19 protein-coding genes are annotated in these 19,204 nt (G+C 61.4%); 7 read left to right on the plus strand and 12 right to left on the minus strand.

What is annotated here, in order from left to right:
- The first annotated feature begins 68 nt into the window (after positions 1–68).
- The 5 genes from minC to ACX1DW_RS09905 all read left to right on the plus strand — a co-directional run bounded on the left by minC (position 69) and on the right by ACX1DW_RS09905 (position 4,233).
- On the plus strand, positions 69–794 hold the full coding sequence (gene minC / locus ACX1DW_RS09885) for a septum site-determining protein MinC (RefSeq protein WP_152481025.1): 726 nt from the start codon (positions 69–71) through the stop codon (positions 792–794).
- Positions 795–890: 96 nt separating this feature from the next.
- On the plus strand, positions 891–1,706 hold the full coding sequence (gene minD, locus ACX1DW_RS09890; RefSeq protein ID WP_013982251.1) for a septum site-determining protein MinD: 816 nt from the start codon (positions 891–893) through the stop codon (positions 1,704–1,706).
- Complete coding sequence (gene minE / locus ACX1DW_RS09895; RefSeq protein WP_003301267.1) at positions 1,703–1,960, plus strand: cell division topological specificity factor MinE; 258 nt, start codon at positions 1,703–1,705, stop codon at positions 1,958–1,960. Before minD ends, minE begins: the two co-directional genes overlap by 4 nt.
- Before the next feature lie 255 nt (positions 1,961–2,215).
- Positions 2,216–2,851 (plus strand): RluA family pseudouridine synthase, encoded by a 636-nt coding sequence (locus tag ACX1DW_RS09900; RefSeq protein ID WP_152481024.1) that lies wholly within the window; start codon positions 2,216–2,218, stop codon positions 2,849–2,851.
- Between the two features lie 92 nt (positions 2,852–2,943).
- Positions 2,944–4,233, plus strand: coding sequence for a M18 family aminopeptidase (locus ACX1DW_RS09905; protein WP_458993304.1), 1,290 nt, complete (start codon positions 2,944–2,946; stop codon positions 4,231–4,233).
- Positions 4,234–4,323: 90 nt separating this feature from the next.
- Here ACX1DW_RS09905 and ACX1DW_RS09910 read toward each other — a convergent pair whose 3' ends face one another.
- Positions 4,324–5,286: an NAD(P)H-quinone oxidoreductase gene (locus ACX1DW_RS09910; RefSeq protein ID WP_458993305.1), complete on the minus strand. Its 963-nt coding sequence runs from the start codon at positions 5,284–5,286 to the stop codon at positions 4,324–4,326.
- A gap of 174 nt (positions 5,287–5,460) precedes the next feature.
- On the opposite strand from ACX1DW_RS09910, the gene ACX1DW_RS09915 reads away from it, so the two are divergent.
- Complete coding sequence (locus tag ACX1DW_RS09915) at positions 5,461–7,548, plus strand: carboxy terminal-processing peptidase (protein ID WP_458993306.1); 2,088 nt, start codon at positions 5,461–5,463, stop codon at positions 7,546–7,548.
- A gap of 93 nt (positions 7,549–7,641) precedes the next feature.
- A complete protein-coding gene (locus tag ACX1DW_RS09920; RefSeq protein WP_458993307.1) occupies positions 7,642–9,435 on the plus strand; it encodes an EAL domain-containing protein in 1,794 nt (597 codons plus the stop codon).
- Here ACX1DW_RS09920 and ACX1DW_RS09925 read toward each other — a convergent pair.
- From ACX1DW_RS09925 to flgG, 11 genes are all read right to left on the minus strand, one after another.
- Positions 9,402–9,869, minus strand: coding sequence for a tetratricopeptide repeat protein (locus ACX1DW_RS09925; RefSeq protein ID WP_458993402.1), 468 nt, complete (start codon positions 9,867–9,869; stop codon positions 9,402–9,404). The genes ACX1DW_RS09920 and ACX1DW_RS09925 overlap by 34 nt on opposite strands.
- 2 nt (positions 9,870–9,871) lie before the next feature.
- Positions 9,872–10,249, minus strand: coding sequence for a hypothetical protein (locus ACX1DW_RS09930; protein WP_133455982.1), 378 nt, complete (start codon positions 10,247–10,249; stop codon positions 9,872–9,874).
- Positions 10,246–10,572, minus strand: a complete 327-nt coding sequence (locus ACX1DW_RS09935) for a helix-turn-helix domain-containing protein (protein WP_102840779.1) — start codon at positions 10,570–10,572, stop codon at positions 10,246–10,248. Before ACX1DW_RS09935 ends, ACX1DW_RS09930 begins: the two co-directional genes overlap by 4 nt.
- 154 nt (positions 10,573–10,726) lie before the next feature.
- Entirely contained in the window at positions 10,727–11,173 is a 447-nt protein-coding gene (locus ACX1DW_RS09940) for a YkvA family protein (RefSeq protein ID WP_063541370.1), read from the minus strand.
- A gap of 373 nt (positions 11,174–11,546) precedes the next feature.
- On the minus strand, positions 11,547–11,861 hold the full coding sequence (locus ACX1DW_RS09945) for a ComEA family DNA-binding protein (RefSeq protein ID WP_458993308.1): 315 nt from the start codon (positions 11,859–11,861) through the stop codon (positions 11,547–11,549).
- Between the two features lie 122 nt (positions 11,862–11,983).
- The gene (gene flgL, locus ACX1DW_RS09950) at positions 11,984–13,282 is read right to left on the minus strand and encodes a flagellar hook-associated protein FlgL (RefSeq protein WP_133455984.1); all 1,299 of its coding nucleotides are present in this window, start codon (positions 13,280–13,282) and stop codon (positions 11,984–11,986) included.
- Positions 13,283–13,293: 11 nt separating this feature from the next.
- Positions 13,294–15,312, minus strand: a complete 2,019-nt coding sequence (gene flgK, locus ACX1DW_RS09955; RefSeq protein ID WP_458993309.1) for a flagellar hook-associated protein FlgK — start codon at positions 15,310–15,312, stop codon at positions 13,294–13,296.
- Between the two features lie 3 nt (positions 15,313–15,315).
- Positions 15,316–16,494, minus strand: coding sequence for a flagellar assembly peptidoglycan hydrolase FlgJ (gene flgJ / locus ACX1DW_RS09960; RefSeq protein WP_458993310.1), 1,179 nt, complete (start codon positions 16,492–16,494; stop codon positions 15,316–15,318).
- A gap of 10 nt (positions 16,495–16,504) precedes the next feature.
- Positions 16,505–17,605 carry a flagellar basal body P-ring protein FlgI gene (locus tag ACX1DW_RS09965; RefSeq protein ID WP_152481019.1) on the minus strand — a complete coding sequence of 367 codons (1,101 nt, stop codon included), beginning with the start codon at positions 17,603–17,605 and terminating at the stop codon, positions 16,505–16,507.
- Between the two features lie 11 nt (positions 17,606–17,616).
- Positions 17,617–18,327, minus strand: coding sequence for a flagellar basal body L-ring protein FlgH (gene flgH / locus ACX1DW_RS09970; RefSeq protein ID WP_102840775.1), 711 nt, complete (start codon positions 18,325–18,327; stop codon positions 17,617–17,619).
- A gap of 81 nt (positions 18,328–18,408) precedes the next feature.
- On the minus strand, positions 18,409–19,194 hold the full coding sequence (flgG, locus tag ACX1DW_RS09975) for a flagellar basal-body rod protein FlgG (protein WP_013982233.1): 786 nt from the start codon (positions 19,192–19,194) through the stop codon (positions 18,409–18,411).
- Between the last annotated feature and the right edge of the window lie 10 nt (positions 19,195–19,204).

Below are 19,204 nucleotides of genomic sequence, written 5' to 3' on the forward strand. Positions count from 1 at the left end.
ACGCGGCGGGTTGCAGGCAGCGGCACACCTCGTTATAAGTCCTCGCCATTTACCGCAGCAGGCAGACCATGAGCCAAGCCGACCTCCCCGACCAGTCCCCAGCCTTCCAGCTCAAGGGCAGCATGCTCGCCATCACCGTGCTGGAGCTGGCCAGCAACGACATCGAACGTCTCGACGAACAGCTCGCGGCCAAGGTCGAGCAGGCCCCGGACTTCTTCAACAATACGCCGCTGGTCCTGGCGCTGGACAAATTGCCCGAGGCGGCGCGGGAAATCGACATCAAGGCATTGGTCGCACTCTGCCGCAAGCATCGGTTGCGCACCCTGGCCCTGCGCGCCAGCGAGCCGGCGCATATCGAAGCAGCGGCGGCACTGGATCTACCGGTGCTGCCGCCTTCGGGGGCTCGCGAGCGCCAGGTCGACCTGGCATCGAAGGCACCGGCCAAGCCAGCCGAACCGGTCTACCGCCCGACCCGCGTGGTCACCACGCCCATCCGCGGCGGCCAGCAGATCTACGCACAGGGCGGCGACCTCATTGTGCTGGCGCCGGTAAGCCCGGGTGCGGAACTTCTCGCCGATGGCAACATCCATGTCTACGGTCCGCTTCGCGGTCGCGCCCTGGCTGGCATCAAGGGCGATACTTCGGCGCGGATCTTCTGCCAGCAGCTCGCAGCGGAAATGGTCTCCATCGCCGGCCAATACAAGGTCGCCGAGGACCTGCGACGCGATCCTCTCTGGGCTGAAGCGGTACGCATCAGCCTCTCCGGCGACGTGTTGAACATCACCCGCCTTTAACGGATACTGCCGCGAATTTTCAAGGACCAAACGGGCAATCCTGACGCCAAAACCGGGCGGAAGGTCCCGATTTTTCAATTTTTAGGGTGAATCACCTTGGCCAAGATCATCGTAGTCACTTCCGGCAAAGGTGGCGTTGGTAAAACCACCACCAGCGCCGCCATCGGTACCGGCCTCGCTCTGCGCGGCCATAAGACTGTCATCGTCGATTTCGATGTCGGTCTGCGGAACCTCGACTTGATCATGGGCTGCGAACGCCGGGTGGTTTACGACTTCGTCAACGTCATCAATGGCGATGCCACCCTGACCCAGTCCCTGATCAAGGACAAGCGTCTGGAGAACCTCTACGTGCTGGCTGCCAGCCAGACGCGCGACAAGGACGCCCTGACCCAGGAAGGCGTCGGCAAGGTGATCGACGAGCTGGGCAAGAACTTCGAATACGTCATCTGCGACTCCCCGGCGGGCATCGAGAAAGGTGCGCATCTGGCCATGTACTTCGCCGACGAAGCCATCGTCGTGACCAACCCGGAAGTCTCCTCGGTACGCGACTCCGACCGCATGCTCGGCCTGTTGGCCAGCAAGTCGCGTCGCGCCGAAAACGGCGAAGAGCCGATCAAGGAACACCTGCTGCTGACCCGCTACAACCCTGAGCGCGTCACCAAGGGCGAAATGCTCGGCGTCGAAGACGTCGAGGAAATTCTCTCCATCCGCCTGCTGGGCGTGATCCCCGAGTCGCAGGCTGTGCTCAAGGCGTCCAACCAGGGCATCCCGGTGATCCTCGATGACCAGAGCGACGCCGGTCAGGCCTACAGCGACGCGGTGGACCGCCTGCTGGGCAAGGAAGTGGCGCACCGTTTCCTCGACGTCAAGAAGCCTGGCTTCCTGCAACGACTTTTCGGAGGCCGCGAATGAACCTCTTCGACTTCTTCCGTGAACGCAAGAAGAAGGAAACCCCGGCCGCCATCGCCAAGGAACGCCTGCAGATCATCGTCGCCCACGAACGTGGCCAGCGCACCGAGCCGGACTACCTGCCGGCGCTGCAGAAGGAGCTGGTCGAAGTGATCCGCAAGTACGTCAACATCGACAGCGATCAGGTTCAGGTCGCCCTCGAGGATCAGGGCAGCTGCTCGATTCTTGAACTCAATATCACCCTGCCGGACCGCTGAGAACCTTTACACGATCTGCTGCGCGTCGGCCCTGCTGCGTTAAAAACAGGCTCGGAATGCTCATTTACTTCAGTAAACTCCGCTTCCTCGCCTGTTTGATTCGCTGACGCTCACCATTCGGGCCAGCCTTTGGCTGTTACTCCCGTTGGTCGTTGCGCCTTGCAGGACTCTAGCTCGCTAGACCGTGAAACGGTTCTGAGCACGGCAGCAGAAGCGGCGGCCCACGGGTCGCCGTCTTCGTTTGTGGGAAGAACAATGCCTCTTAGCAACATCCAGATCATTTACCAGGACGCCGCCCTGCTGGTGATCAACAAGCCGACCCTGCTGCTCTCCGTGCCAGGGCGGGCCGAAGACAATCGTGACTGTCTGGTGACCCGCCTGCAGGAGAACGGCTACCCCGAAGCCCGCATCGTGCACCGCCTGGACTGGGAGACCTCCGGGCTCATCGTGCTCGCCCGCGACGCCGATACGCACCGCGAGCTGTCCCGTCAGTTTCATGACCGCGAAACGGAAAAGGCCTATACCGCGCTGTGCTGGGGCCAGCCGGAGCAGGACAGTGGCAGCATCGACCTGCCGCTGCGTTACGACCCGCCAACCAAGCCACGACATGTGGTCGATCACGAACTGGGCAAGCATGCGCTGACCTTCTGGCGCGTACTCGAACGCTGCGGCGACTACAGCCGCGTCGAACTGACCCCCATCACCGGGCGCTCTCACCAGCTGCGGGTGCACATGCTGTCGATCGGTCACCCATTGCTCGGCGACCGGCTTTACGCGCATGAACAGGCGCTGCATGCGCATGAGCGGCTGTGCCTGCACGCCAGTATGCTTACCCTGACTCATCCGCAGACCGGCGAGCGCCTGCGCTTCGAGTGCCCGGCGCCGTTCTAGAAGCGATCCACTACACCTGCGAGCCAGACACTGCGCTTATTACCGGCAGGTGAATGCGATAGACTTCGTGACCTTGCAGTCCGGAGTCCGAAATGCGCAAAGCTCTCAACCAAGGCCTGATCGAGTACCTGCAGGCATCGCCCACCCCGTTCCATGCCACCCAGAATCTCGCCCAGGCACTGCAGGCGGCCGGCTACCGTGCGCTGGATGAGCGCGAGGTCTGGCACACCGAACCTGGTGGGCGCTACTACGTCACCCGTAACGATTCGGCCATCGTGGCGTTTCAGCTGGGCAGCAAATCGCTGGTCGAGCACGGCCTGCGTCTGGTCGGAGCCCACACCGACAGCCCCTGTCTGCGTGTGAAGCCACAGCCGGAACTGCAGCGCCAGGGTTTCTGGCAAGTAGGAGTCGAAGTCTACGGCGGCGCCCTGCTGGCCCCCTGGTTCGACCGCGATCTGTCCCTGGCCGGCCGTGTCACCTATAGCCGTGATGGCCGCATCGAGAGCCAGCTGATCGATTTCAAGCTACCGATCGCGACGATTCCGAACCTGGCGATTCACCTCAATCGGGAAGCCAATCAGGGCTGGGCCATCAACGCGCAAAACGAACTACCGCCGATTCTGGCCCAGATCGCCAGCCAGGAAAGCCCCGACTTCCGCGCACTGCTCGCCGATCAGCTCGGCCGTGAGCACGGCCTGGTCGCCGACGTGGTGCTGGACTTCGAACTGAGCTTCTACGACACCCAGAGCGCCGCGGTCATCGGCCTGCATGGGGATTTCATCGCGGGGGCACGGCTGGACAACCTGCTGTCGTGCTTTGCCGGCTTGCAGGCCCTGCTTGCGGCCGAGCGCGAACATACCTGCGTGCTGGTCTGCACCGACCACGAGGAAGTCGGCTCCACTTCCATGTGCGGCGCGGACGGTCCGTTCCTGGGGCAGGTACTGCGTCGCCTGCTACCGGACGAGGACGGTTTCCAGCGTGCGGTCAGCCATTCGCTGCTGATCTCCGCGGACAATGCCCACGCGGTTCACCCGAACTATGCGGACAAGCACGACGGCAATCACGGGCCGAAGCTCAACGCTGGTCCGGTGATCAAGGTGAACAACAACCAGCGCTACGCCACCAGCAGCGAAACTGCCGGCTTCTTCCGGCATCTCTGTCTGGAAAACGAAGTGCCGGTGCAGAGTTTCGTCACCCGCAGCGACATGGGTTGTGGCTCCACGATCGGCCCGATCACGGCCAGCCAGCTGGGTGTGCGTACCGTCGACATTGGCCTGCCGACCTTCGCCATGCACTCGATCCGCGAGCTCGCGGGAAGCCAGGACCTGGCGCATCTGGTCAAGGTGCTCACCGCCTTCTACGCCAGCAACCAGCTGCCTTGAGCCGCACCGGGCAGGTCTGCAGCATCTGCAACCTGCCCGGCCGATCTACGCAAAGCAAATACCGGCTCGTCCATATCAGGATGATGCGGATCAGGAAAGCGAGCTATCGATCACCAGAGCGACCTTGCCGGATACGGTATTGCTGGCCAGCGTTTCGAATGCAGCGTCGACATCACCAATGGCAAAGGTCCGCTCCAGACGCGGCGAAAGCTTGCCCTGGGTGAACAGCGGCCAGACCTTCTCTTCCATTTCCGCCAGCAGCCCGGCCTTATAGTCGGCGTCGCGGCTGCGCAGGGTCGAGCCGATCAACTGGATGCGCTTGGCCAGCAAGCCAGCCAGGTCCATCTCGGCCTTGCGCCCGCCCATCAAGCCGATCATCACCCAGCGCCCATCCATCGCCAGCAGCTGCATGTTCAATGCGGCGTACTTGGCACCGACCGGATCGAGGATCATGTCGAACGGACCGAAATCGCGCAGCGCTTCGAGCGAGTCACCTCGTAGCACACCGCCCTGCGCACCGAGCGATTCGCAGTAGGCCAGCCGCTCGGCCGAACCGACACTGACCCAGCAGGGATTGCCAAACGCCTTGCACAGCTGGATCGCCGCCGAGCCGACACCACTTGCGCCAGCGTGAAGCAGTACCTTGTCGCCGGCCAGCAATGCGCCAAGGCGATAGAGATTGAGCCAGGCCGTGGCATATACCTCCGGGATCGCGGCCGCCTCATGCAGCGACATGCCCTCGGGGGCCGGCAGCGCATGGCGGGAATCGACCACCACCTCCTCGGCCATGCCGCCGCCAGCCAGTAGGGTGCACACGCGATCCCCCACCTTCCAGCGGCTGCGCCCATTGACCTCGGCGACAACCCCTGCGCATTCCAGCCCCAGGATGTCGGTGACACCTGCCGGCGGCGGATAGTGGCCAGCGCGTTGCAACAGGTCCGCGCGGTTCAGCCCGGCGGCGGCCACACGGATACGGATTTCGCCATCGCCACACGCCGGAGCCGGTCGCTCGGCCCACTCCAGATGCCCCTCGATACCTTGCAATGCCTTCATGCTGCCTCCATAGTGGTTCCCATCTATGCCCACCCAACTGATCGCTCGCTGGCCTTCTTTGACCACCTCAACCATCGGGCTTGTGCTTTCCACCGCCGGACGGAAAACCGAACCGGCGCCTACTTTAGATGGCCTAATATGCGTTATTCCCTAGCCTTACGTCGCCCCCAAGCCATGAAACGTACGCTGACCTGCACCGTTCTCGCCGTTCTGTTCGGCCTTCACGCTTCCCTGGCGATGGCCAAAGCCGTCACCACGCCAGAGAACTGGGACTACCTGCAACCAGATCGTGACCAGGTCATCGCCAGCCTGAACGTCGTCGAACTGCTCAAGCGTCATCACTACAACAAGCCGCCGCTGAACGACGCGCGTTCGGCAAAGATCTTCGACAGCTACATCCAGATGCTCGATCCCTCGCGCAGCTATTTCCTGGCATCCGACCTCGAAGAGTTCGGCAAGTGGCGCAACCAGTTCGATGACTTCCTCAAGGGCGGCAATCTCGAGCCCGGTTTCATCATCTACACCCGTCATCTCGAGCGCTTGCAGAACCGCTTGAACTACGCCCTGAGCCTGCTCGACAAGGGCGTTGACAGCTTCGACTTCAGCATCGACGAGGAGCTGCTGGTCGACCGTGAGAAGGCTGCATGGGCCAAGGACACCGCAGAGCTGGATGACCTGTGGCGCAAGCGGGTAAAGGATGAGGTATTACGTCTGAAGATCGCCGGCAAGGAGCCGAAAGCCATCGAGGAACTGCTGACCAAGCGCTACAAGAATCAGCTATCGCGCCTGAACCAGACCCGAGGCGAGGACGTTTTCCAGACCTACATCAACGCCTTCGCGCAGACCTACGATCCGCACACCCAATACCTGTCGCCGGACAGCGCGGAGAATTTCGACATCAACATGAGCCTGTCGCTCGAAGGCATCGGCGCGGTGCTGCAGAGTGACAACGAGCACGTGAAGATCGTACGCCTGGTGCCGGCTGGCCCGGCGGAGAAGAGCAAGCAGCTGGCGCCCGCGGACAAGATCGTCGGCGTCGGCCAGGCCAACGATGAGATGGTCGACGTGATCGGCTGGCGCCTGGACGAGGTGGTCAAGCTCATCCGCGGCCCGAAGGGTTCCGTCGTGCGCCTGGAAGTCATCCCGGCGAGCAACGCGCCGAATGACCAGAGCAGCAAGGTCGTCGCCATCACCCGCGAAGCGGTGAAGCTCGAGGAGCAGGCAGCGAAGAAGTCAGTGCTGAACTTGGAACACCAGGGGCAGAACTTCAAGCTCGGCGTAATCGAAATCCCGGCGTTCTACCTCGACTTCAAGGCACTGCGCGCCGGGGACCAGAACTACAAGAGCACCACGCGTGACGTCAAAAAGCTGCTCTCCGAGCTGGAAGCAGAGAAAGTCGACGGCGTGGTCATCGACCTGCGCAACAACGGCGGCGGCTCACTGCAAGAGGCTACCGAGCTCACCGGCCTGTTCATCGACCAGGGTCCGACGGTGTTGGTGCGCAACAGCGACGGGCGTGTCGACGTGCTGGCCGACGAGCAGACCGGCGCATTCTACAAAGGGCCGTTGGCCGTGCTGGTGAATCGCCTGTCGGCATCTGCATCCGAGATCTTTGCCGGTGCCATGCAGGACTATCACCGCGCACTGATTCTCGGCGGTCAGACGTTCGGCAAGGGCACCGTGCAAACCATCCAGCCGCTGAACCATGGCGAACTGAAGCTCACCCTGGCCAAGTTCTACCGCGTATCCGGGCAGAGCACCCAGCATCAGGGCGTGATCCCGGACATCGCCTATCCAGCCGATGTCGACACCAAGGAAATCGGAGAAAGTGCACTGCCGGAAGCGCTGCCATGGGACAGCATTCGTGCGGCGATCAACCCGGAAATGAATCCGTTCAAGCCGTTCCTCGCCGAGCTCAAGGCGCGCCATGAAGCACGTACCGGAGAGAATCCGGACTTCGTCTTTACCCGCGACCGCCTTGCATTAGCGCAAGAGCTGATGCACGAAACCACTGTCAGCCTCAACGAGGAAAAGCGTCGCGCGCAGCAGGCGGATATCGAAAAGCGTCAGCTGGCCTTGGAAAATGCGCTGCGTCTGGCCAAGGGCGAAGAGCCGCTAGCCAAGCTTGAAAGCGAAGACGAAAACACAGCGCCCCATGACGACATGGACAAACCCAAGCCCGAGGACGACGCCTACCTTTCCGAAAGCGGGCGCATCCTGCTCGACTATCTCGGCCTGAGTTCGGCCATGGCCAAGCACTGACCAACAGCCTGGATGTCATCAAACTGACATGGCGCAAGCGTGAAATGAAAGGGCCACCATCGTGGCCCTTCTTTTTTCCATCCAGAGAACGCCATGACAGTCACCGAGCAGTTGAGCACGCTGGGACATATCCTTGCTCACGGGGACATCACCACCCTTTTTCAGCCGATCGTTTCGCTCTCGGAGCGGCGCATTCTTGGTTATGAGGCGCTTAGCCGCGGCCCTTCCAACGGTCCGCTGCACTCGCCTATCAACCTGCTCGCCACTGCCCGCCATGCCGGGCGGCTGAATGAGCTGGAAATGACCTGCCGGGAAACGGCCTGCCGACGCTACAGCCAGGGAGCGCTGCGCGGCAAACTCTTCCTCAACGCTTCACCAGAAACTTTGCTCGAAGCCAGTCACAAGCCTGGACGTACGCTCGAACTGCTACAGACTTACGGCATCCCGGCGGACAAGGTGGTCATCGAGCTGACCGAACAGGCCCCCGCCGATGATCTCGAATTGCTGGACAAGGCGCTTCATCACTATCGCTCGATGGGCTTCAGCATTGCCCTGGACGACCTTGGCGCAGGCTACTCCAGCTTGCGGCTGTGGTCTCAGCTGCGCCCCGACTACGTGAAGATCGATCGTTATTTCATCGACGGCATCCACCTCGACCCGGTGAAACGAGAGTTCGTCGAATCGATACTGAAGATCGCCCGCGCCGCGCGCGCTCAGGTCATCGCCGAGGGCATCGAGCTTCGTGAGGAGCTGGCCGTGCTGGCCAACATGGGTATCGACCTGGTGCAGGGCTATCTGCTCGGCCGACCGCAGGAGCTGCCGGCCCAGGACATCGAAGAAGTCCTGCCCTCGGCGGACGCGCAACACACGGGCTTCAGCGACGAGACCTGCGACCTGTCCGCCCTGCTTATGCGTCAGCCTGCCATGTCAGCGGAGCGGCCGGTGGCCGAATTGCTCGAGGCCTTTCGCCTCCAGCCCAGTCTGAATTCCATCGCCGTGCTGGATGAAGAAGCCCGGCCGGTAGGTATCGTGCATCGCAATCTCATCTCGGATGCTCTGCTCAAACCATTCGCGACCGAGCTGCTTGCCCGCAAGCCGGTCAGCCGCCTGATGAGTACCGATTTCCTTGCCGTGGAACTTGGACAGTCCTTGCAACAAGTCAGCCGGCTGCTCACCAGCCGAGCCCGCCAGCGCATCGAGGAAGACTTCGTCATCACCCAGGCCGGGCGTTACCACGGCCTGGGCCGAGTGATTGACGTGCTGAGGCTGATAACCGAACTGAAGATCCGACAGGCAAGGCATGCCAATCCACTGACGCTGCTGCCCGGCAACGTTCCGATCCAGCAATCGCTGACACGACTGCTGCTGCAACGTCGGCCAGCGCTGGTCTGCTATGTGGATATCGACAACTTCAAGCCGTTCAACGACCTTTACGGGTACGCGAAGGGCGACGAGGTACTTCTTTGCCTGGCTCAATGCCTGAATGAGCGGATCGACCGCCGGCTGGACTTCGTTGGCCACATTGGTGGTGACGATTTCATGCTGGTGCTCGGCGGCGACGACTGGGAGCACCGCATCGAGCAGCTACAGCGGGACTTTCAGTGCCGCAGCGGGGCTTACTACAAACGTGAGCATGTGGCAGAGGGCTTCTTTACTGCCACCAGTCGCGATGGCCAGGAGCAGCGCTATGCCCTGCCAACCCTGTCGATCGGCGTCGTCAAGGTAAGGCCCGAATGTACCGACCATCTGGATGCCGGCAGGCTTGCAGCGCTGGCATCGGAGGCCAAGCGCCACGCGAAGAAGATCAGTGGGCCGAGCTATCACCTCATCGACACGGCGGTATTGGCAGGCAGTCATAGCCCCAGCTCTGCGGCCCTGGTCTTATAGCGATCAGCTTCCATCGGGTCGGCAGTTAAGCCATGCCCCCCGGCCCGGTAGAGCTGTTCGAGTCTTACCGCAGCCAGCGGATGCCCTGCCTCGGCCGCCTGCTTCCACCAGCGCGCAGCCTCGCTGCCATCAGGGCCATGAGACGCGTCTTCGCTCAGGCTGATGACCCCCATCTGGTAGGCGGCCTTTACGTCACCGGCCTTTGCGGCCAGGCGTAACAAGCGTACCCCTTCCTGCTTGGCACCGAACCCTCGTCCACGAAAATAGAGGATATGCCCATAGAAGCTCTGCGCTCCCACGTCACCCAGCGACGCCATACGGGCGAACTGCCCTTCCATCCAGCGCCAGAGTTTGGGCTGCTGTACGGCTTTGCGCGAGACCATCAGTTTGCGAGCCGTGAAGTAGCCAAGCCTTGCGCGTAGCTTCCACAACAGCATCAGGGAACCTCCGGATAGTCGAATTCAAACACCCGGGCCACTTCGCCTGCATGCCAGGAGGCGGCGGCAGAGCCATCGGCGGGTCCGTTAAAGCGTCCTAGCCGTGCGGCACATTCGAAAAAGCCGGTTCGCGGAAGGCGGCTCGCCCCCTGGCTGATGACCAGTGCGCTGCGCAACGGACGCTCCGAGCGCGCATCGAGCGCAGCCAGATACTCCAGCGCGGCGGTTAGCGTCTGCATCGCTGGAGTCGGCAACTGGAGCCGTTCGACCAGGGCGCGATAGGTCACCAGATGACGCTGGTGACGTGCATCATCCAGTTCGTCGAGCAATGCCTGCCAGTGCTGCCGGCTGATGGATACGGTGGCACTCTGGCTCAAGCGTCATCCTCCCAGCCAGCGATTTCCAACGCCCTGGCCAGCGCTCGCCGAATCGCTCCACCCGGCTCACGCTCGCCAGCTTCAATCAGATCCAGATAGGCCGGGCTGATACCGACCGCTCGGGCCAGAAGCTCTACGCTCATGCCCTTGGCCTCTCGCAGTGTGGTCAGCCGGCTGAGAGAGGGCGCCTGTTCGGGACCGGAGGTTTGACCGGAATCAGCCGGCGCGCGTGCACCGACTGCCCTCAGAAGCGCCTGATATTCGTCCCAAGGCAGTACGGCATACTCCGGCGAGCCGTCGCGCATGATGACCTGAACATTCATCCGTTTTCCCCAGGCTTGTGCAATCAGAGGCGGAATCTTAACAGCCTGCGGAGCTGGTTGAAGCTACCCTGCCGGTGCGCTAGGCGGTGAATCGGGATCAATGCCGCAATTGCATGGTCGCGACCGACCAGCGGGCCGCTTGCAGACAGCGACCTTAGCGGACCGCATGATCTGCTCGGGACTCATCCAGGCTCGGCAGGCGGTCCATCTCTGCCTGATGCGCGGGCGTCTGCGCCTGTTTCCAGCTACGGAACGCATCCAGTTCGGTTGACCACTTGCGCATGATCCAGCCCAGTACCGCCAGGTCGTCTATGAAGCCGAGGCCCGGCAGCCAGTCGGGAATGGCATCAATAGGTGTAATGAAATAGAGCAGCCCTGCCACCACAGCTACCAGCGCCTGCGGACTGACGGCTCGGTATTCGCCGCGCCACCACGCCACGCAGAGCGCCTGAAACAGCTTCAGGTCTTCACGAAGCCCCTTCACCAGACCCCGCCGCGATGATTTGCGGGCCACGGCGAGTAAAAGCGCAGGTATTTTGCCCGCTCTGATCAAGCGTTGCGCGAGCGGGAAGTAACGCATCAGATTCCAGGGAGCTTTCATATGCTTCGCCTCCAACCTGCGTCATCCCTGACGTTCAGGACGTTATCCACCGAACCTGTGGATAACCTTGTGAACAGTTTATGGATGACTGCCGCAAAAGCCCTATCTACGGGGGCATCAGACAGATCGGTGTTTTTTTACCCAACGAGCCAAAGCATTGAAAATCAATGACTTAGGACGAAGCGAAGGGCAGCTGGGAATAAGAGGCAGCGCACCTTGAGCAGCCTATTACGAATGTGCATAACCGCCAGTTGTCAATGGCTGCATACACACTTTGACTGATGGCTGAGTAGAGCGTTCGGCCTTAAGAGTGTCGGCCGCACGGCAGGGAAACGGAAGGCCAACCTGGATAGCCGGCCCTCCGATGTCTCGCTTATTGAAGGCTGAGCTGGCTGCGGATCTTTTCCAGAGTTGCAGAGCCGATGCCGTTCACTTCAAGCAGCTCGTCGACCGAACTGAACGGTCCATGTTCATCGCGATAGGCGACGATGGCCCGCGCCTTGGTGGCGCCGATACCTTTGAGTTCACGGTCCAGCGTCTCCGCATCGGCGCTGTTCAGATTCACGGACGCCTGAACGGCGACGGCCTGCTCCTGCTCTACGGGGGACGATTGGGTTGCGGCATAACTGCAAGAAGTGGCGCTGGAGAGGGCGGCGAAGGCAGCCGCAGCAAGAAAAGCTTTGCGCATGTTCATATCCCTATGAAATTGAAGTGGCTATGCGGGACTTCCTGCTCCGCGCCAACCAATCTAGCCACCCCGCCGACGATGTCAAAACCAAGCCGCGTTTATGCGAACCTCGTCAAAACTATTCAGCGCATGGCGTTGAACAGATTCAGGCCGCTGATTTTCACGTAGCTCTGCTGCGCAGCCTCGAGAATCACTGTCTGGAACGACAAACGCGAAAGCGCCTCGGCATAGTCCAACTCACGCAGCTCGGCCTGAACGGACTTGTTCACCAGGGTGACGTCCTCGTTGTCGGTCTGAGTCGTCTCGATGACGTTCAGGCGAGCACCGATGTTGCCGCGAGCCGCATCGACGCTGATCATGCCGTGGTCGAGATTGGTCAGGGCTACGGCGACTGCATCACGGACCCCACCACTGCTTGTAGTAGGCTCTTCCAGAGCAGAGCGAAGATTGGCGATGGTATCGAGAATGCCTTGCTTGTTCTGTATAGGACCGCGAGTAATATTGCCACTCGCGTCCACACTCTCGATCGTACCCGGGACGACCGCCACTCTTTCCCCCCCAACCGGCATCCCGTCCAAGTGAACAGTAACGCCACGAAACACTAGCTTGTCACTCTTTTTGGGGTCGCTATCCATCGCCATGCCATTCTCGAGCACCGTGTCGGTATCCGGCGCTACCGCCCTAGGTAACTGATAGATGACGAATTTACCGTCAGCCTGGAATTCGAGCTCGATGCCCTCTGGCGGAAACGGTTCGGCTCCGGCGAACGCCACCTCATCGCTGACCAGTGGAGCCGAGACGGAGAGCGTACTTGTTCCTGTCGCACCGATTACAGGACCAACGGACAAACGCCCAGCATTGGTGACATTTGCGAATATCGACTTGCCGTTGTCGCTAATCGGGATATTGAGCGAACTGGCAATTTGCAGTTTCCGCTGTCCCTCGTCACCCTGGTAGCTATAGCTGCCGTCCCCTGCGCGCACGAACGGCTGCGTCTTGCCCTGAAAACCGGAGAATAGGTACTCGCCGCGCGCATTGCGGGTGTTCATCAGGGACAGCAACTCGTCTTCACGCTCGGTCAATTCGGCTGCAATAGACTTGCGGTCTTCAGCGCTCAGACCTCCATTGCCCGCCTGCACGGCGAGCTCCCGCACGCGCTGCAGCACTGTGTTCACCGAATTGAGCGTGACCTCCTCCTGGGTGAGGCTGTTCTTAGCCGCCGTCAGATTGGCGTTGTACTGACCCAGCACATTCTGCTGCTGCTCCAGTTGCAGCAGACGCACGGACGCGACCGGATCATCCGCTGGCGTGAGAATGCGGTTGCCAGTGCTGATCTGCTCCTGGGTGCGGGTCGCGTTGGCGTAATTGCGCTGCAGACCGGCGACGCCGTTATTGAACGCTTGCAGGGTGGAAATGCGCATGGGCGGGCCTATTACCTGAAGGAGCTGATCAATGTATCGAACAAGGAACGGGCAACTTGAATGATCTGGGCCGAGGCGTTGTAGTACTGCTCGAACTTGATCAGATTCGCCGCCTCTTCATCCAGGTTCACCGCCGACAGCGAGTCACGGTTGTCGGTCGCCTGCTTGAGGATCGAGCCCGTCGCTTCACTGTCCATTCGCGCCTGGGCCGTCAGCGTACCGACTCGCTCGACCAGTTCGCCGTAACCGTCGGTGAAGCTGAACCCCGAGCCATTCACAGCAGCGTCGATGCCAACAGTCTGCTTTGTCTGCAGATCGACCAGCTTCAATGCATTGCGGTTATCCGAGACGCCACTCTGGTTGTAGTTGAGCGTGAAGGTATCGTTGGTTGAGGGTCTGCCGCTGACAGTGAGTTCGAAACTGTACTGCTGCTGGTTCGGCGCGGTTCCAGTGGTCAGCGTCAGGTTCAGCGTATTGGTCTGTCCCGCCGTGATGGTGGCAGGCGAAAGCGTAAGCCCGGCAGGCGCTGGAGTGGGAAGAGTCAATCCAGTGCCGTCATAGGTCAGCGTCAAGCCTTCGAAGGCAGCCGACAGCGCAGCCGGATCGATCGGCGATGGTGCAGACAGCAGATTCGGCTGCCCAATCACACCCGTCCCGCTATTCTGCAGTGTGCTTTGCGCACGTACCGGCGCCGCGAACGCCAGTTGATCGGCCTGGTCCAGCGTTGCCCGGATGTCGGACGCACCCCGGCGGGTTGGCTGGAGACTGAACTTGTCGCCAGCCGCCGGCGCCGGACTGCCGAGCACAATCTGGAAGCCCTGGCTCTTGTTGTCCTTGTCAGTGATCGACAACGTGCCAGGCGGTACGCTGTCCGTAACGGTCATCAGCTGGTTGTCGCTCAGGCGCCTTACCTTGTAGCTGCTACCGTCGTATTCCATCAGATAGTCACTGGTGGTCAGCAAGCTGGTATCGGTGATGTTCATTACCGGCTGTGCGTTGCTGTTACCGGCATAGGCGTTAACCCGAAGCTTGCCTAGCGCTTCGGTGTTGTAGTTGCCGAACAATGCCGTACCGACCTGCCCCTTCAGATCGAGCCCCTGCCCGAGCTGCGTGTTGACCTGATCGCTAACCGCCAGCGCCAGACGGCCCAGCGAGTTCATGGTCGAATCCAGCACCTCCTCGCGATAGCGAATCAGGCCGCCCAGCTCGCCACCGGTGATCTGTGAGGTGATGCCCTGTCGGGATCCGCCGCTCACGAACTGGACCTCATGACGGTTGGGGTCGCCCTGTCCCGGGACCACCTCGAGCCGCGCCGCCGCACTGCCAACCACCAGTGGCTGACCACTGCCGATGAAGATGTTGAAGCTACTGTCGTCCTGCGGCACCACCGTCACGCCGATATAACCGGACAACTGGCGAACCGCTTCATCGCGCGCGTCGAGCAGGTCGTTCGGCTGCTTGCCGTTGGCTGCAGCAACCGCAATCGCCTCGTTGAGACTTCCGATGCTGCCAGCCAGACGATTGACCTGATCGGTGACCGCGGCCATCTGCTTGTTGGTGAAATTGTTCTGCTCGGAGAGCCGGTCGTAGACCGTATTGAATCGCCGCGCCAAACCTTCGGCCTCGGCCAGCACCAACTGGCGCGCCGGAATATTTGCCGGGTCCTCGGCCGCGGTCTGCAGCGCCGAAAAGAAGCTCTGCAACGACGGGGTAATACCGGTGGTGGTGCCGGCGAGCAGTGAGTCGAGCTGGTCGATCTGGCTCTTGTATGCCTCGACGTCGCGGTTCAGCGATGTGCTGCTGCGCAGTTGGCTGGTCAGGAACTCGCTGTAGGAGCGCCGCACGTCGACCAGCGATGTGCCCGAACCGATGTAACCGGCACCACTGAACTGCGGCGAACGGATCGCCTGGGACGCGTCCTGACGGCTGTAGCCAGGCGTGTTGACGTTGGTGATGTTGTGGCCGGTGATGGACAGCTGGGTCTTGCTGGCAGCCAGGCCGGACAGGCCAATACTCAATAGGTCAGCCATGATTTAGCCTCTGGTCCGCATGGCGGGCACCGAATTCGCATCGGCGACGGTTTGATAGGTCTGCATCTTGCGCGCGATCTGACTGATCTTGCGTGCGTACTGGGGGTCGGTGGCGTAGCCGGCCTTTTGCAGCTCCTTGACGAAGCGCTCCGAATCGCCGGTATTGCTCGCCACTTGAATGGCGGTGCGATAACGATCGTTGTTTTCCAGCAGGCTGACGAAATCATCGAAGCTCTGCTCGAACGAATCGTAGGCACGGAAGCCTGCCTTCTCGCGGGTCGCCTTGCCGTTGACGTATTCGGTGGTCGTTACGGTGGCGGAGGCACCTTTCCAGCCGGTTGCCTTGATACCGAACAGGTTGTGGCTGTTGCTGCCATCGGCCTGGCGGATCATGGATTTGCCCCAGCCGGTTTCCAGCGCGGCTTGCGCGACCAGGAATCGCGGCTCGATACCCAGGCGCTCGGCAGCCTTCTCGGCCATCGGCAGCATGGTGGTAATGAACTCTTCGGAAGAACTGAAGCGCGTCTGGCTCGGCGAACTGGGCGCGCTCTTCTCAACGCCATTGACCGTCAACGGCCGGTCTTTCGGCGGAACGAACGCCGTGGCGGGCTTCCAGTCGACATTGACCAGCGGCTGCGCGCCTTCGCCGGTTGTCGTCGGGGCGGCCGCCGATACGTTGGCCAGCTGACGATCGCTCGCCTTGCCCGGCAGCGCCAGCCGACGCTGATTGAGCAGGCGCGAATCATCCCGGCCGGTTTCGACCGCGGCAGCCGCTGCCGGCTTGCTCGGCCAGGCCGTGCCTTCGGTCCGGGCCACCTGGGCAAACGGGTTGTTGCGCGTCACCGTCTCGGTCTGCTTGCTCAACTGGCGCACCAGCACGTCCGCCAGCCCGATGCCGCCGCCCTCCTTCGAGAGGCTGACCGACAGCTGCTGGTCGTACATGTCCTGGTATTGCTTGGTCGCCTGGCTGTTCAGCGGGTTGTCCTTGGCCAGCACTTCGGTAGCCGAGCGCATCGACTTGAGCATCTCGTTGAGGAACAACGACTCGAATTCCTGCGCAACCTTGCGCACGTTCTCCTCACCATCGCGGTCCTTGCCGACCTTGAGCTGGCTGAGGCGATTGAGATCGTTGTAACTGCCGCTGTCGAGGGCGCGCGCCCCGCTGCCGAGTCGGTTTTCCATGTCGCTTTCCTTAGATCACGATCAGATCGGCTTGCAGCGCGCCAGCCTGCTTCAGGGCTTCCAGAATGGCCATCAGGTCGCTGGGCGCAGCACCCACCTGATTCACCGCCCGGACGATCTCATCCAGCGTGGTGCCCGGGCCGAACTTGAACATCGGTTTGGCTTCTTCTTCGGCTTTCACCTTCGAGTTGGGTACCACCACGGTCTGCCCATCGGAGAACGGCTCGGGCTGGCTTACCTGCGGGTCTTCGGTAATGGTGACCGTCAGGCTGCCGTGGGTAACCGCGGCCGGCTGGACCCGCACGTTCTGGCCGATAACGATGGTACCTGTACGCGAGTTGATGATGACCTTGGCCACCGCCTGGCCGACCTCGACCTCAAGATTCTCCAGAATCGACAGGTAATCTACCCGCTGACTCGGATCCAGCGGCGCAGTCACGCTGATCGAGCCGCCATCCAAGGCCTGAGCCACGCCCGGGCCGAGCAGGTCATTGATCTGGTCGACAATGTTCTTGGCCGTGGTGAAATCCGGACGGTTGAGGTTCAGCGTCAGCGTGTTGCCCTGATTGAAGCCGCTCGGCACGGGTCGCTCGACCGTCGCGCCCCCCGGGATACGGCCCGCTGACGGCGAGTTGACGGTGATCCGCGAGCCGTCGGCACCACCGGCATCGAAGCCGCCCACCACCAGGTTGCCCTGGGCGATGGCATAGACGTTGCCATCGATCCCCTTGAGTGGCGCCATCAGCAGGCTGCCGCCGCGCAGGCTCTTGGCGTTGCCGATCGACGAGACGGTGATGTCGATGGTCTGGCCCGGCTTGGCGAACGGCGGCAGCTCGGCATGAATCGACACCGCGGCGACGTTCTTCAGCTGGATATTGCCGCCGGCCGGCACCTTGATGCCGAACTGCGCCAGCATGTTGTTGAAGGTCTGCACCGTAAATGGCGTCTGGGTTGTCTGGTCACCGCTGCCGTTCAGGCCGACGACCAGGCCGTAGCCGATCAGCTGGTTGCTGCGCACGCCATGAATGGTCGCGACATCCTTCAGCCGTTCGGCATGAGCTGACGCACCGATGGCGAGCAAGGCGAGAAAGACGATGGCTTTTCTAATCATCTTCATGCCCCTCAGAACGGCCAAAGCGGGCTAACGAAGAAACGGCTCAGCCATCCCGGCTGGCTCGCATCAGCAAAAGCACCGGTGCCCGAGTAAGTGATGCGTGCATCAGCCACGCGCGTCGAGGAAACAGTGTTATCGGTAGAGATATCATCCGAACGCACAAGGCCGGCGATACGTACCAGCTCGTCGCCGGTGTTGAGGGTCAGCCACTTCTCGCCGCGTACGGCCAGAATGCCATTGGGCAGTACTTCGGAGACGGTCACAGTGATCGAACCGGACAGGCTGTTGCTCTGTCCAGCCTGGCCGGCGCCATTGGTCGAGCTGGAACCGCCAAACTGCGTATCCAACGAAAGCGGACCGCCGTCACGGAGGAGCCCCGCAGCAGGGTTATTCACACTCACCGCATTGCCCAGGAGCGATGTAAGGCCCATTTCCACATTACTGTCCTTGGAAATCTTCGAGCTGGCATTTTTGCTCGCCTGGGTACGCTCATTGAGGGTGATCGTGATGATGTCCCCTACGCGAAATGCCTTGCGGTCGTCGTAGAGATTGGTCTCGAAGCCCGCCTGGTAGATCGCACCATTGTTCTGTGCTGCCGGCAGTGGCGTACGCGGCAACACCGGCGCGTAGTACGGATCGTTCGGTTTTGGCGCAGGAGCGACACATCCGGCCAGCGCCAGGGCGGAGGATAGCGAGACAACAATCAGCAAACGGCTCATAAACACCTCAAGCCATGACAGGCCATCGAAACTACAGCGGGAAGCGCTGGTGCCTACCCGCAAACAACGGCAAACCCGCGATCAGAGCTGCTGCGTGACGAACGACAGCATCTGGTCAGCGGTGGAAATGACCTTGGAATTCATCTCGTAGGCACGTTGCGTGGTGATCATGTTCACCAGCTCCTCGACTACGCTGACGTTGGAATTCTCCAAAGTGTTCTGCAGCACCGTGCCCAGGCCGTTGAGACCCGGCGTGCTGACCTGCGGCGCGCCGCTCGCAGCAGTCTCCAGGAACAGGTTGCTGCCCATGGCCTGCAGACCCGCCGGGTTGATGAAATCGGCGGTCTGGATGTTGCCGATGATCTGCGGCTGCGGATTACCCACGGTGGTCACCGACACGGTACCGTCTTCACCCACGGTGAAAGTCTGGGTTTCCGGCGGAACAACGATGGCGGGCTCCAGCGCATAGCCATTGGAGGTCACCAACTGGCCGTCCGAACTCAGATGGAAACTACCGTCGCGGGTGTAGGAAACAGTGCCATCGGGTAGCAATACCTGAAAGAAACCACGTCCATTGATGGCCATGTCCAGCGGTTGCTCGGTGGTCTGCAGGCTGCCGGTGGTAAAAATCTTCTGCGTGCCGGTCACTCGCACACCGGTACCCAGCTGCAGGCCGGACGGCAACTCGCTGTCCTGACTGGACTGGCCACCGGGCTGGCGGCGAATCTGATAGAGCAGGTCCTGAAACTCGGCACGGTCCTTCTTGAAGCCGGTGGTGGACACGTTGGCGAGGTTGTTGGAAATGGTCGTCAGGTTCATGTCCTGAGCGGACAGACCGGTCTTGCTGACCCAAAGTGCTGGAAGCATGAGCTTTCTC

The organism is Stutzerimonas sp. KH-1, assembly GCF_054483855.1.

Bases quoted from the DNA above. Each gene is read 5' to 3' on its own strand.
- minC (WP_152481025.1), top strand. From the start codon at position 69: ATGAGCCAAGCCGACCTCCCCGACCAGTCCCCAGCCTTCCAGCTCAAG.
- minE (WP_003301267.1), top strand. From the start codon at position 1,703: ATGAACCTCTTCGACTTCTTCCGTGAACGCAAGAAGAAGGAAACCCCG.
- ACX1DW_RS09900 (WP_152481024.1), top strand. From the start codon at position 2,216: ATGCCTCTTAGCAACATCCAGATCATTTACCAGGACGCCGCCCTGCTG.
- ACX1DW_RS09905 (WP_458993304.1), top strand. From the start codon at position 2,944: ATGCGCAAAGCTCTCAACCAAGGCCTGATCGAGTACCTGCAGGCATCG.
- ACX1DW_RS09910 (WP_458993305.1), bottom strand. From the start codon at position 5,286: ATGAAGGCATTGCAAGGTATCGAGGGGCATCTGGAGTGGGCCGAGCGA.
- ACX1DW_RS09915 (WP_458993306.1), top strand. From the start codon at position 5,461: ATGAAACGTACGCTGACCTGCACCGTTCTCGCCGTTCTGTTCGGCCTT.
- ACX1DW_RS09920 (WP_458993307.1), top strand. From the start codon at position 7,642: ATGACAGTCACCGAGCAGTTGAGCACGCTGGGACATATCCTTGCTCAC.
- ACX1DW_RS09935 (WP_102840779.1), bottom strand. From the start codon at position 10,572: ATGAATGTTCAGGTCATCATGCGCGACGGCTCGCCGGAGTATGCCGTA.
- ACX1DW_RS09940 (WP_063541370.1), bottom strand. From the start codon at position 11,173: ATGAAAGCTCCCTGGAATCTGATGCGTTACTTCCCGCTCGCGCAACGC.
- ACX1DW_RS09945 (WP_458993308.1), bottom strand. From the start codon at position 11,861: ATGCGCAAAGCTTTTCTTGCTGCGGCTGCCTTCGCCGCCCTCTCCAGC.
- flgL (WP_133455984.1), bottom strand. From the start codon at position 13,282: ATGCGCATTTCCACCCTGCAAGCGTTCAATAACGGCGTCGCCGGTCTG.
- flgK (WP_458993309.1), bottom strand. From the start codon at position 15,312: ATGGCTGACCTATTGAGTATTGGCCTGTCCGGCCTGGCTGCCAGCAAG.
- flgJ (WP_458993310.1), bottom strand. From the start codon at position 16,494: ATGGAAAACCGACTCGGCAGCGGGGCGCGCGCCCTCGACAGCGGCAGT.
- ACX1DW_RS09965 (WP_152481019.1), bottom strand. From the start codon at position 17,605: ATGATTAGAAAAGCCATCGTCTTTCTCGCCTTGCTCGCCATCGGTGCG.
- flgH (WP_102840775.1), bottom strand. From the start codon at position 18,327: ATGAGCCGTTTGCTGATTGTTGTCTCGCTATCCTCCGCCCTGGCGCTG.
- flgG (WP_013982233.1), bottom strand. From the start codon at position 19,194: ATGCTTCCAGCACTTTGGGTCAGCAAGACCGGTCTGTCCGCTCAGGAC.